The organism is Deinococcus indicus (assembly GCF_002198095.1).
In the GTDB taxonomy this organism is placed as follows: domain Bacteria; phylum Deinococcota; class Deinococci; order Deinococcales; family Deinococcaceae; genus Deinococcus; species Deinococcus caeni.
In genome coordinates, this window is record NZ_NHMK01000035.1 from 89030 (window position 1) to 101344 (window position 12315).

General features: G+C 65.0%; 13 protein-coding genes and 1 pseudogene. 9 read left to right on the top strand and 5 right to left on the bottom strand.

What is annotated here, in order from left to right; genetic code table 11:
- Positions 1-76: 76 nt before the first annotated feature.
- Entirely contained in the window at positions 77-988 is a 912-nt protein-coding gene (locus CBQ26_RS19905) for a hypothetical protein (protein WP_088250345.1), read from the bottom strand.
- Positions 989-1247: 259 nt separating this feature from the next.
- Between CBQ26_RS19905 and CBQ26_RS19910 the strand changes: the two genes are divergently transcribed.
- The 4 genes from CBQ26_RS19910 to CBQ26_RS19925 all read left to right on the top strand — a co-directional run bounded on the left by CBQ26_RS19910 (position 1248) and on the right by CBQ26_RS19925 (position 6000).
- Positions 1248-2741, top strand: a complete 1494-nt coding sequence (locus tag CBQ26_RS19910; protein ID WP_088250346.1) for a class I SAM-dependent DNA methyltransferase — start codon at positions 1248-1250, stop codon at positions 2739-2741.
- Entirely contained in the window at positions 2738-3739 is a 1002-nt protein-coding gene (locus tag CBQ26_RS19915) for a PDDEXK nuclease domain-containing protein (RefSeq protein WP_088250347.1), read from the top strand. Before CBQ26_RS19910 ends, CBQ26_RS19915 begins: the two co-directional genes overlap by 4 nt.
- Before the next feature lie 75 nt (positions 3740-3814).
- Positions 3815-5581 carry a restriction endonuclease subunit S gene (locus tag CBQ26_RS19920; protein WP_088250348.1) on the top strand — a complete coding sequence of 589 codons (1767 nt, stop codon included), beginning with the start codon at positions 3815-3817 and terminating at the stop codon, positions 5579-5581.
- A 74-nt stretch (positions 5582-5655) separates the two neighbouring features.
- Positions 5656-6000 (top strand): HU family DNA-binding protein, encoded by a 345-nt coding sequence (locus CBQ26_RS19925; protein ID WP_280522612.1) that lies wholly within the window; start codon positions 5656-5658, stop codon positions 5998-6000.
- A gap of 63 nt (positions 6001-6063) precedes the next feature.
- Here CBQ26_RS19925 and CBQ26_RS19930 read toward each other — a convergent pair whose 3' ends face one another.
- The gene (locus tag CBQ26_RS19930; protein WP_088250350.1) at positions 6064-6270 is read right to left on the bottom strand and encodes a hypothetical protein; all 207 of its coding nucleotides are present in this window, start codon (positions 6268-6270) and stop codon (positions 6064-6066) included.
- Between the two features lie 208 nt (positions 6271-6478).
- Between CBQ26_RS19930 and CBQ26_RS19935 the strand changes: the two genes are divergently transcribed.
- Positions 6479-6988, top strand: coding sequence for a GNAT family N-acetyltransferase (locus CBQ26_RS19935; protein WP_244898099.1), 510 nt, complete (start codon positions 6479-6481; stop codon positions 6986-6988).
- 91 nt (positions 6989-7079) lie between these two features.
- On the opposite strand, the gene CBQ26_RS19940 is transcribed toward CBQ26_RS19935, so the two are convergent.
- The gene (locus tag CBQ26_RS19940; RefSeq protein ID WP_088250351.1) at positions 7080-7511 is read right to left on the bottom strand and encodes a hypothetical protein; all 432 of its coding nucleotides are present in this window, start codon (positions 7509-7511) and stop codon (positions 7080-7082) included.
- Between the two features lie 289 nt (positions 7512-7800).
- Here CBQ26_RS19940 and CBQ26_RS19945 point away from each other — a divergent pair, with 289 nt between their 5' ends.
- From CBQ26_RS19945 to CBQ26_RS19960, 4 genes are all read left to right on the top strand, one after another.
- A complete protein-coding gene (locus CBQ26_RS19945; protein ID WP_143342220.1) occupies positions 7801-8412 on the top strand; it encodes a hypothetical protein in 612 nt (203 codons plus the stop codon).
- Entirely contained in the window at positions 8409-9011 is a 603-nt protein-coding gene (locus CBQ26_RS19950) for a ParA family protein (protein WP_244898101.1), read from the top strand. The genes CBQ26_RS19945 and CBQ26_RS19950 overlap by 4 nt, the downstream gene beginning before the upstream one ends.
- Positions 9008-9481, top strand: a complete 474-nt coding sequence (locus CBQ26_RS19955; protein WP_088250353.1) for a hypothetical protein — start codon at positions 9008-9010, stop codon at positions 9479-9481. The genes CBQ26_RS19950 and CBQ26_RS19955 overlap by 4 nt, the downstream gene beginning before the upstream one ends.
- Positions 9482-9564: 83 nt before the next feature.
- Positions 9565-11130 (top strand): GGDEF domain-containing protein, encoded by a 1566-nt coding sequence (locus tag CBQ26_RS19960; RefSeq protein WP_088250354.1) that lies wholly within the window; start codon positions 9565-9567, stop codon positions 11128-11130.
- A 51-nt stretch (positions 11131-11181) separates the two neighbouring features.
- On the opposite strand, the gene CBQ26_RS19965 is transcribed toward CBQ26_RS19960, so the two are convergent.
- Positions 11182-11556: a hypothetical protein gene (locus tag CBQ26_RS19965; RefSeq protein ID WP_088250355.1), complete on the bottom strand. Its 375-nt coding sequence runs from the start codon at positions 11554-11556 to the stop codon at positions 11182-11184.
- A gap of 103 nt (positions 11557-11659) precedes the next feature.
- Positions 11660-12151, bottom strand: a pseudogene (locus CBQ26_RS23275) (IS5 family transposase); the annotation flags it as partial.
- Positions 12152-12315 lie beyond the last annotated feature (164 nt).

Here is a 12315-nt window from a genome sequence, read left to right on the forward strand (position 1 = left end):
AGGACGCGTGGGGCGCAGAACGCCGGAGTCAGCCGTGACAGGTTCGGTATACGGAGCGGCTACCGCCAGGGCAGACTCACGGGGTCACCGGTTCGGGTGCCTGGTACGGCTGCAGGGTGAGGTACGCCTCGGCCAGCCCCCGCACATCGGTTCGCCACACCAGGAAGGGCGGCCCGGCAGGCAGCTCCTGCTGCGCCGACCTGAACACGGCTGCCAGGAACGCCGTGGCAAACGCACTGCCTTCCCGCAGGTTCTGGGGGCGTGGCGTCTCGTCACTGCCCAGATTCCCGTTCTCCAGATCCAGCAGTTCGGACAGAGAGGCGATCGTCAGGGACTCGGCCACGTTCAGGACGTCCCCGCTGACCGTTTCCTGCTCGTCCGGGAAGGCGAAAATCACGAACTCCGCCCCGGTAGCCGTGTGACTGCGCCCGCGGGTCGAGAATTCACGGGTCTGCCCCGCGTAGTTCCGACCATTCCGGCGCAGCAGGTACAGCCCGCGGCGGGCCTTGAACGCAGGATCGCTGTCCACCTGCCGGCGAACCTCCGCCATCTCCCCCACGAGCACGGTCAGCGAGGGCAGGTGGCTGCCACGGGTGGAGAAGGTGTACTGCCCATCCTGCACCTTGCTGAGCAAGCCCTGAAAGGCCGTCAGGCGAATGACCGCGTGATCGGCCGCTTCCAGGAACCGCCAGTTGCTCATGACCGTGGGGGCGGGCCTGAGTTTGCGGTCCACTGACAGGTAATGCACGGGCTGGTTGTCTTGCTTCTGCAACGCGGTGCCCTTGGTCCGCCGCTGAAGGTAGTCGCTGACAGCGCCGCCCCGGTACGGGGGGAGGCCCATGTCACGGCGCGCCTGCTGAACGGCTGCCTGAATGTCCTTCGGCGCGAACGGCTCCTGGCGGTGACGGTAGGTCCACGCCGCGCTGCGGAGAGCGGCTGTGAAATCGGGACGGTCGGTGTGGTGTTTGGCAGTGCGTGTACTGGTCACAGAGCTCCTTGAGCGGCGGGGACGGACAATCTGAACAACACGTTCCGGAGTGCCGTGCTGATGCGCGACTGACCTGTCCCCGCGCTGACCGGCTGAGGGTACTGCGCCGCCACGCCGCGCACCTGCAGATCTGCGTGTGGGAGTGCCCCCTGGGGGGCTTCAGACCTCCAGTTCCTGTCGCGTGTGTCCCTCACGCGCCTGCACCTGCCGCAGGTCATCATCCGCGCGGCCTCCGCGTGCGGCACAATCGGGGGTATTCATGACCCGAACTGTCGACATCGTCCAGAAACTCTGGAACCTCTGCAACGACCTGCGTGACGACGGCGTCACGTTCCACCAGTACGTCACGGAACTCACCTACCTGCTGTTCCTGAAAATGGCCAAGGAGACCGGGCAGGAAGAAGGCCGCGACGGCGGCATCAACATTCCTGTCCAGAACCGCTGGGACACCCTGAAGGCCGCCTCCGCGCCCGACCGGCTGGACCACTACCGGCAGACGCTGCTGGACCTCGGCAAGAGCCCCGCGCCCCTCGTGCGGATGATCTACGCCGACGCCAGCTCCTTCATCCGCAAACCCGCCACCCTGAGCAAACTCGTGACGGACATCGACGCGCTCGACTGGTACTCCGCGAAGGAGGAAGGGCTGGGCGACCTGTACGAAGGCCTGCTCGCCAAGAACGCCAACGAGAAGAAGAGCGGCGCCGGGCAGTACTTCACGCCCCGCCCGTTGATCGACAGCATCGTCGCCGTGATGAACCCCACCAGCGACGACATCATCCAGGACCCCGCCGCCGGGACGGGCGGGTTCCTGATCGCCGCGCACCACCACATCACCACGCACGAAGACGAGTACTCCTGGCCCGAAACCAAACAGCGGGCGTACTACGAGAATGCCTTCCATGGCATGGAACTCGTGCCGGACACGCAACGCCTCGCGCTGATGAACCTGATGCTGCACGGCCTTGCCAACGACCCGGAACGCAGCGGTATCCGCCTGGGCGACACCCTGAGCAGCGACCACCAGAAACTCCCCAGAGCCACCCTGATCCTGAGTAACCCGCCGTTCGGCACGAAGAAAGGCGGCGGCACCCCCACCCGCGACGACCTGACCTTCGTTACCAGCAACAAGCAGTTCGCGTTCCTGCAACACATCTACCGCGCCCTGAAAACCCACGGCCGCGCCGCCGTCATCCTGCCCGACAACGTCCTGTTCGAAAGTGGCATCGGCAAACAGATCCGCGCGGACCTGATGGACAAATGCACCCTGCATACCATCCTGCGCCTGCCCACCGGGATCTTCTACGCGCAGGGCGTGAAAACCAACGTCCTGTTCTTCACGCGCGGCGCGACCGACAGGGGCAACACCAAGGAAGTCTGGGTGTACGACCTGCGCGCCAACATGCCCCAGTTCGGCAAACGCACCCCCTTCACCCGCGAGTACTTCACTGACTTCGAAACAGCCTTCGGCCCCGACCCCTACGGCGGCCCGGACGCCTTGGCTGCCCGCGTGGACACCGGCCCCGAGGGCCGCTTCCGCCGCTTCACCCGCGAACAGATCGCCGAACGCGGCGACAGCCTGGACATCAGCTGGCTGAAGGACGACAGCGCCGACCAGGGCGACCTGCCCGAACCCGCCCAGCTGGCCGAGGAAGCCCTGACGGAACTCGCCGGCGCGATGGAAGAACTCCGCGCCATCCTCCTCGAACTCGGCGAGGACCAGCAGGCCCTCGAAGAAGCCGGGGTGCTCAGTTGAACGACACCCCACCCGACTTCACGCCCATCCTGACCCTGATCCGCGACGCCCAGGGCCGCGCCCTCCAGCGTGTCAACCGCGAACTGATCGACCTGTACTGGCAGATCGGCGCGTACCTGCACGCCCGCATCCAGGCAGACGGCTGGGGACGCGGCACCGTCCGGCAACTCGCCGACTGGCTCGCCCGGGAACACCCGCAGGCACGCGGGTTCTCCGCATCGAACCTGTGGCGCATGGGGCAGTTCTACGACACGTATAGCGGAAACCCGAAACTCGCACCACTGGTGCGAGAACTGGACTGGACGCACAACCTGCTGATCATGGGCCGCGCCCAGAGCGACCAGGAACGCGAATTCTACCTTCAGGCCGCCACCGCCGGACGCTGGAGCAAACGCGAACTGGAACGCCAGCTGGACGGCAGCCTCTACCAACGCACCCTGACCAACCCCGCCCAGCTGAGCCCCGCCCTGCACCACCAGCACCCCACCGCGCCGCCCCTGTTTCGCGACAGTTACCTGCTGGACTTCCTGAACCTCCCACCCGCCCACAGCGAACACGACCTGCGGCGCGGACTGGTCACGCACCTGAAACACTTCCTGATGGAACTCGGCCCGGACTTCACGTTCATCGCCGAGGAGTACCGCGTGCAGGTCGGCACGCAGGACTTCTTCATCGACCTGCTGCTGTACCACCGGGGCCTTCAGGCGCTGGTGGCGTTCGAACTGAAAATCACGCACTTCACGCCCGCCATGCTGGGCCAACTGGACTTCTACCTGGAAGCCCTGGACCGCGACCACCGCAAACCGCACGAGAACCCCAGCATCGGCGTGCTGCTGTGCCGTAGCGCCGACGAGCAGGTCGTCGAGTACGCCCTGGCCCGCAGCGCCAGCCCCGCCCTGGTTGCCCGGTACCTGACCGCCCTGCCGGACAAGGCCCTGCTGCAAGCCAAACTGAACGAGTTCTACACCCTGGAAGAAGGAATGAAAGATGACGAGTGACCTGAGAGGATGCAAAGTGAACACGCCTGAATTAGGCGAAGACCAGCAGGCACTGGAAGAGGCTGGGGTGGTGGCGTGACTTACGGGAAGGACAATTTCCCAGAAATCCCTGATAGCTGGATTTCCATTTTGGTGGGCGAATCTCAGGAAACACAGGGAAACTCCGAAAAAATAAAGGCGAAAGACTATCTGGACTCAGGCCTATTTCCGATAGTTGATCAGGGCGCAAAACATATTGGCGGCTATAGCAATGATGCCGAGAAGTTAATCAACAATGCCGGCTCGGTGATCGTCTTCGGCGATCACACTCGGCACATTAAATATATTGATTTTCCATTTATCCCCGGAGCGGATGGCACCAAGATATTACAGCCTAACGCCTTCTGTCATCCGAAAACTTTTTACTATTTTTTGAGAGCAATAGATTTACCTGCCAGGGGATACGGACGTCATTTTCAATTTCTGAGAGACTCAATAATCCCCCTTCCACCCCTCGCCGAGCAAGTCCGCATTGCCGATAAGCTCGATGCCCTGCTGGCGCGTGTGGAGGCGGGGCGGGAGCGGCTGGAGCGCGTGCCGAAGCTCCTGAAACGCTTCCGCCAGAGCGTCCTCAGCGCCGCAGTCAGCGGGGAATTGACACGGGAATGGCGGGGGGGCAACCAGTGCGATGATCCACTATCCGATTTGAAGAGAATCGAAAGATTTAAGCACAACTGGGCGGAGAAAAACCGCATGCATAATGAAGCCAAGCGAGTGGCTTCTTATCAATATTCGGAAGTGTCGCAATCAGCTGATTCTTCGGAAATTCCACCTGGATGGCGCAGGGCAAGTTTGGAGCAGACGCTTCTGATGGTGGTGGACTGCCATAATAAAACCGCACCATATGCAGGTGCCGGCTACCCACTGATACGGACTACAAACATCCGTTATATGGGGTTTAACTCCAAAGATTTAAAATTTGTTGATGAAGCAACATTCTTGTTCTGGTCAAAGCGCGCAAGACCAGAAAGCGGTGATATTATCTTTACCCGAGAAGCCCCAATGGGGGAAGCCGCCATCATACCTAATGACGTTCAATTCTGCCTAGGCCAAAGGACCATGCTTTTCAAGCCTGCTGGAAATCTTTCAAATATGAAATATATCCTCTACTCAATTTACTCGACTGAATTTACTAGGCAGTATGGCCTCGGCGCAGTTGGAAGCGGTGTTCAGCACTTAAGAGTCGGCGATGTGGGTAATCTGGAGCTTTCTTACCCTCCTCTCGCGGAGCAAGCCGAAATCGTCCGCCGGGTCGAGTCTCTCTTCTCAATCGCGGATCGGATTGAGGCGAAGTACGCGGCGGCCCTGTCGTCCTTTGACCGCCTGACGCCGGCGCTGCTGGCCAAGGCGTTCCGGGGGGAACTGGTGCCGCAGGACCCGAACGACGAACCCGCGTCGGTGCTGCTGGAGCGCATCCGCGCCGCGCGGGCAACCGAAGGCGGGAAGCGCGGTCGGGGTCGCCCCGCGAAAGCCGCAGCGGGCAGCGGGGACGGGGCGGAGGTGAAACGCCGGGGACGCCCACCCGGAGCGAACGTGCAGGCGGGGGTAGAGGGCGCGGAACCGAAGCGGCGTGGTCGCCCGCCCAAGGTGCCAGCGGCGGTCAGTGAACCGGACGCCCGGCCCGCAGCGGTGCCTGAAACGGTGGAGGCCAGCGCGGCCCCCAGGGGTCGGGGTCGCCCGCCCGGAGCGGGCATCCCGCAGGCCAGCAGCTTCGAGGACGCCCTGCGGAAGCTGGAGGCGCAGAAGCTGGCGCGGATGCAGGGCACGCGGCAGGTCGGGCTGTTCGGGGATACAGAGGACTGAGTGGGTGGGCGCCGCGCGGTACGTTCACCTGTCGGGCGAGATTGGGTACTGCTACGCAAAGTACCTTGCGGCGCGTGCTGCACAGACCCCAGCATGCGGGCATGCCGAAACCATCCCTGACCGCCAGGCCCGCCGCCACTGCCTCCAAGATCGCCAAGACCGAACTGGTCGACCGGGTCGCCGCCGAGACCGGCCTGACCAGGAAACAGGTCGGTGATGCGTTCGACGTCTTGGTCGAGGGCGTGGTGACCGGCCTGAAGAACGGCCAGAGCGTGGGCCTGCCCGGCCTGGGCACCCTGAGCGTCCGCGCGACCGCCGCCCGGACCGGCGTGAAGCCCGGCACCAGCGAGAAGATCCAGATCCCGGCCGGCAAGAAAGTCGGGTTCAAGGTCGCCAGCGCCCTCAAAGACACGCTGTAACGCAGCAAGACAAGCGCCGGGCCTCACGTTCGAGTCCCGGCGCTTCGTGTGATCGACCTGGGTTCAGGCGGCGCGGCCGTCGCGCATGGTCAGGTGGAGTGCCCGGTGGGTGAGCTGGAAGCCCGCGAGGTTGCGCGGGACGCCCTGGCCGGAGTCGCTGATGAACAGGGCGTGGCCGCTGGGTAGGAGGCTGTGCAGCCCGAGGTGGCGGGGGCCGTCTTTGAGGATGTCGAACTTCAGACCGTGCACGAGATCCGCCCAACTGGTCACGCCTACACGGTGGGCGACCGCGTCACGTCAGGCGGGCGCGGCGCGGCTGGCCTCCCTCCAGATGCGCGAGGAACGCCGCCTGAAAGTGCCCGGTGAACCCGTCGTTGTCACTCGCCGAACAGCGGCCCTTTGCGGGCGGCGCACTGCCGGCTGAGCAGTCGGCGGCAAGTACTGAGGTGACGCCTGCTCCTTCTCTACACTGAGCGGCGTGATCCACCCGCTTCCCCTGATCCGACCCCGCCGGAACACCGATGTGCCGGTGCTTACGGCGGCGCTGCGGGCCGTGCATGAGCAGCGCGGCTACCCATCCGTGTGGCCGGCTGACCCAACGGCTTTCGTATCAGCGCAGGGTGAGGCGTGGGTGGCGGTGTACGAGGGCCGCGCGGCAGGTCAGGTGTTGCTGACTTCGCTGCCGGAACCCGCGCCGGCGTGGGCGGTCCCGCTGTTGGGGCCGGAGCCTCTCCTAGAAGTCAAACGGCTGTTCGTGCACCCGGCCGCTCAGGGACATGGACTGGCACGCGCTCTGCTGCATCACGCCTGGCAGCAAGCGCAGGCGCGCGGCGCACGGACAGTCCTTCAAGTGAACGAGAGTAGCCTGCCGGCGGTGCGCCTGTACGAACAGGCCGGGTGGACTCTGGCCGGACGGACCCGCGCGGCCTGGACAGATCCCGACGGTACGCACCCCCTGGTCAGGGTGTACGTGGCGCCACGACTTTGAGCGGGACTTCAGCTGTCAGTTGACGCGCACCAAACATTGTGGCTGCGCGCATCGCCAGTGGCCGGGGCTCAGGTTGCTGATCAGCGCCCGCTCACGCGGCGCCCTGGATCAGGCGGGCGGCGTGGCCGCGGACCTGCTCGGCCTCGTGGGGCTGCACCTGGGTGAGGCTGCTGATCACGCGGCCCAGCGCGGCACTCGCCACGGCGGAGTGGTTCCCGGCCAGGATGCCGGCCAGGGCAAGGTCACGGTGCAGGCGGCTGGCGGCGGGCTTGGGCAGGCCGATGCGGACCTCCTCGAACAGCTGCACCTGACCGCCCCGTTTGGCGCGGTTGAGGATGGCGACGACGGCCGCCTCGGTCGCGTCCCTGCCGTCGACGCTGGCGCTGATGACGCCCTGGCCGTCGGCGGCGAGGGTCACGCGGTGCTGGCCGAGGATGACCGGGGCGGTGCCGGACTCGTAGCGGCCGTACAGGGTGACGTTCCAGGTGCGGGTGATGTGGCGGGGTCTGGTATGGTTGCGCATGGCCTTGCTCCTTGATCGGGGTGGGGTTTGAGAGAGGCGCGGTGAATCTTGGCGGACGACCCGCGCCCTTCTCTTGTTAATTATGATGGCAGATTATGCGTATGCGTTGGTGTGAATAACCTGTGCTCCCACGGGTCGGGCTCGAATGGGAAGCCGGTCAGGGCATGGCGTCGATCTCGGGAAATATCGCTGCTTGGCATACCTGATTGTTTCTCTGGCACGACGGAAACGGGTGTGTCTCATCTGTGTAAGATTGCTTTTCATGCGCCCGGTACGCATGATGACGGACATGCCCACCACCACGCCCGCCGCCCCCCCCGACCGCGACCAGCTGATCACCACGCTGACCGCCGCCGCCCGCGAGCGCGCCGCTACCCTCGGCCTGGACCGCGTGGAACTCGCCCGCCGCGTCCACGACACCCGCGAGCCCAGCAACCACCAGATCAGCGATCTCGACCGCATCCTGAATGGCCGTCGCCTCGGCCTGCTCGCCGCCACGGGCCTGAAACTGCTGGACGTGCTCGGCCTGCAGGAACTCCGCCCCGTCTGGGCTCCCGTGGACGCCGGGCCCAGCCGGCGGGCCGCGAACCTCAGCGCCGCCACCGACCTGCGCCTGGGCACCGACACCAGCATCCGCGGCCGCCTGACCTACGCCGCCGCGCGCCGCGCCGTGGAGATCGGCATGACGCGAGAGGAACTCGCCCGCCGCGCCGGACTGGTCGACCTGAACCGCGACCCGCCACCGCCGGACCACACCCTGAGGGCCATCGCGACGCGGTACATGACCGGCCGGACCAGCCTGCTGACCAGCAATGGCCTGGACGTGTTGCGTGCCCTGGGCCTGGTGGAACTCCAGCCGGTCTGGCGGGCGCCCCGCAAGACCCGCAGCGGGAAGGCGTGAGCCTGCTCACACGGGTGCAGGTCGGCAAGACCACCAGCGCCGTGCATATCGCCGGACGCTTTGCGGAGCAGGGCCGCAGGGTACTCCTGGCGGACGGCGACCGCATCCGCACGGCGACCACCTGGGCGGCCCGCGGGCACCTGCCGTTCACGGTCGGCAGTGAACGCAGCCTCGCGCGGGCCGCCGAGTACGACGTCGTGATCATCGACAGTCGCGGCGGACCCGAGACGGTGGAACTCGTGGAGCTGGCGCAGGCGTGCCATCAGCTGGTGCTGCCGGTGCAGGCGGACATTCCGAGCATCGACGGGGCGCAGCAGACCGTGAACGTCCTGCGGGAGCATGGGGTGCGGGACGAGCAGTTCGTGGTGATGCTGACCCGCGTGAAGAAACAACGGGTGGGGGAGGGCCGGGAGGCGATCAGCAGCCTGAACATGCCGCTGCTGGGTGGGAAGATCCGGCAGAGTGACGCGTTCATCGACGCGGCGAACGAGGGGGTGCTGGTGCGGGACGTGCGTGGGAACAAACTGGCCAAGAGCTGCTGGCAGGACTACATCGACGTGACCCGTGAACTCGAAGCGCGGATCGGGGGGCGGGCGTGACGGGCAAGCGCAGCGGGCTGCTGGGTGGCCTGGACGCCCTGCGTCAGAACCGGCCGATGGACGAGGACGGCGGCAAGCAGGAAGCCGCGCAGATCCAGACCCCGCCCGCCCAGGCCGAGCCCGCCCAGGCGAAGCCCCGCGCACCCCGGAAAGCCCCGGCGAAGGCGACCCCGGCGCAGAAGCCCGCCGCACCCGCCACAGCCCCGCCCCGCCCGGCTGGTGGGGTGACGCTGCCTGCCTGGGACGGTGGGACGGCCAGCCGGAACGGCGGGAAGAACCCGAACCTGGGGACGCGCGTGCGACCGGAGCTGAAGGCCGCGCTCGACCAGCTGGTGTACGGCCTGAAGCAGCAGGGGTGGCCGGTGGATCACCATCACGTCGTGGAGCTGCTGCTCGAACCCCTGCTCGACCAGGAAGGCGTCGAGCGGATCATCGCGGAACTGTCCTCCCGCCTAGGCCGCCGGGACTGACAGACGGATCCTGGTTCACCTATGGGTGGGCGTCGCTAGGTCAGTCAGGGGGCTGCAAGAAACCGACGTGGATAATCCGGTGCATGACGGTCACGCTCACGGACGCCCATCAGGCCTGGGAACTCCGGTTCACCTCGCCAGCACTCGTTCATGCGTGGTTGACATCAGTCCGTGACAGCGAGCTGGCTCCCGCGTCCGTGAAGATTATTCAGTCTTTCCTTGCCTGGCGGCAGGGTCGCATCGCTGAGGCACTAGATCTGATCGGACAGGCGGAGGCTCTCCTTGGTGAAGAACCCAGCCTGTGGCGGGGACGGATGCTCAGCATGTCTGCAGTGCTGGTGTACATCACAGGTGATATCAGTCGGTCGGTCGAGACGCTGCAGGAGCAGTTGGCGCTTGGCCGCCTACTGAAAGACACGGAACTGCAGGCTCTGGCACTCAACGACATGGGGGTCATCGCAGGTTGGACCGAAGCGGCGGGTGCACACACCCTGTACAGCCGGGCGCTTGAACTCATCGGTGAACCGGAAATGGACGGCAGTCCGGCGATGACAGCGATGAAAGGGTTGATTGCGGCGAATATCGCAGGACTGTACCAGCAGAAAGGGCATTACGACCTGGCGGCTCCGCTGATTGATCTGGCGGAATCGCTCTTTCAGCGTGCGCACTCGTTGATTCTGTGGCCGTGGTGCGTGAATATTCAGGTTGCGCACGCTATGCACGAGGGTCACCCTGAGCAGGCCAGACTCATTCTGGATCAGGCCATGGATCTGCTTGGCCGCTCCCCAGAGGGAATGGGGGAGTCCCTGTCGCTGCTACAGTACACCGCTGCCCGACTTGAGATGGAGGCTGGGCAGCCGCAGGAATCGCTCGCGTGGTTGAATCGGATGCGGGAGGGGGAGCCGTTGCGGGAAGAGGCGCAGATGCGTGTGCTGGATCTCGAGGCGTCAATACAGGCACAACTGGGCCGACATGAAGAGGCGTACATGACGACCCGTGCACTGCTGGAGGCGATCTGGAAGCGGTGCCACCAGGAGCGGAGCGTTCTGGTCAGTCGCCTGGAACTGAGCGAGTTGACAGAGCAGGCCCAGCGTCAGGTCGAGGAGGCCCAGCAGGTCATGGGGGAACTTCAGGAGCAATTGAAGGAAGTGCAGTCGGTCGGGAAGCACTACCGGACGTTGAGTGTAACGGACGCCCTGACCGGCCTGGGGAACCGCCGACAGTTCGATGAGGACCTCCGGATGCTGAAGGAGGGTAATGGGCTGCTGATGATCGATATTGATCACTTCAAGCGGGTAAACGATGCCCTGGGGCATCTACTGGGAGACCGCGTCATCCGCCAGGTGGCCGCGCGCATTGAGGCGGGTCTGCCAGAGGGAGGGCGCACCTACCGGTACGGTGGTGAGGAGTTTGCTGTGCTTCTGCGGGGTGACGGCTGGGGCGACCTGTTCAGTGTTGCTGAGCAGGTGCGTCACGCTGTGAGTTGGAGCGCGGGGGAGGACCTGCCGGCGGTGACGGTCAGCGTCGGGGGCGCACTGATTGGGTCCGTTGTGCCGGGGAGTGTTCTGGAGGAAGCGGACCGCGCCCTGTACGAGGCGAAACGTGCTGGGCGGAACAGGACATGCGTGGCTGATCCTTCTGGCCAGTAGCTTCGCTTGATATTCGTCTGTGGGACCATCTGATCTGTCAGGGAAGTTGATTCAGGATGGTGGGCAGTTCATCGGGTCAGGGGGTGGATGAACGTCCACGGATTGGCGCAGCAGGTCCTCCTGGCGCCGGTCCTCAGCGGCGCCCAGTTCGGCCTGCCTGCGGGCGCGCAGGCCCGGCACGGTGAAGAACCCGAGGTGAGCGCCGGGCTGGCTGCGGTACGTGCCGGAGATCTCCAGATCGTCGGCGGCGTAGCGGGTCACGTGCAGCGTGACGGGCTGCCCCAGGTCGGCGGGCGTGGACAGCAGCAGGGTCGGTTCCCCGGCCTGGGGGTCGGCGAAGCGCAGGACGTGCGTGACAGCGTCCGCGAGCGGGCCGGTGAAGGGGAGCTGCTGCGCGAAGCTGGACGGAGTGGGGGGAACAGACATGATACGGACTCCTGTGCCTGGCTGAAAGGCGGTAGAGGACGTAACCGGAGTTGGCACAAGATTGTGAACGGCCAACCATATCGTGCTTCGGGGGATTTAGAGTCTATCCGGAAAGTGTGCGGATGGGAGCGACAGGAGCCAACTTGCGCCAGATGATGAGACAGGACGCCAGTTCGACAAACCCCAGATACAGCTCCTGCCGCTTGTCCCAGCGCGTCAGAATGCGACGGAACCGATTGAACCAACTATGCCCGACCTCCACGACCCACCGCCGAGGGGGATGACGGTCCGGATCGCTCGGTGGAGGGAGAGGCTCCTGTTTCGTCGCCCTCTTCGGAATATGCGCGACCAGCCCTTCCATCTCAGCCAAGGCACGACATGCCCGCGTGTCGTACCCACGGTCCAGAAGCAGATGACGCTGTTCCTCCTCCTCAGGAGGAGGAACAGCGATGACCACAGCATCCAGGACGTCCATCAGCATCTTGCTGTCATGCCGGTTCGCTCCAGACAGCACCACGGCGAGTGGAATTCCTTTGGCATCTGTCAGCAGCGTGCGTTTACAGCCTGCTTTGCCTCGGTCGGTGGGATTGCTGCCCGTCGCTTCGGACGCTCCGAGGGCCCCCTTTTTCCGAGGGGAGCTTTGACGATGCTTCCATCAGCGGCTTGCCATTCCCAGTCGATCCCGAGCTCCTGGTCATATTCTTCCAGCACGATTGCCCAGGCCGCGCGTAAGCATCCGTGCTCGACCCAGGCAGTGAA

What these genes read in the sequence shown, in the direction of transcription:
- CBQ26_RS19945 (WP_143342220.1), top strand. Translation starts at nt 7,801, where the DNA reads ATGCCCACCACCACGCCCGCCGCCCCCCCCGACCGCGACCAGCTGATC.
- CBQ26_RS19960 (WP_088250354.1), top strand. Translation starts at nt 9,565, where the DNA reads ATGACGGTCACGCTCACGGACGCCCATCAGGCCTGGGAACTCCGGTTC.
- CBQ26_RS19910 (WP_088250346.1), top strand. Translation starts at nt 1,248, where the DNA reads ATGACCCGAACTGTCGACATCGTCCAGAAACTCTGGAACCTCTGCAAC.
- CBQ26_RS19940 (WP_088250351.1), bottom strand. Translation starts at nt 7,511, where the DNA reads ATGCGCAACCATACCAGACCCCGCCACATCACCCGCACCTGGAACGTC.
- CBQ26_RS19965 (WP_088250355.1), bottom strand. Translation starts at nt 11,556, where the DNA reads ATGTCTGTTCCCCCCACTCCGTCCAGCTTCGCGCAGCAGCTCCCCTTC.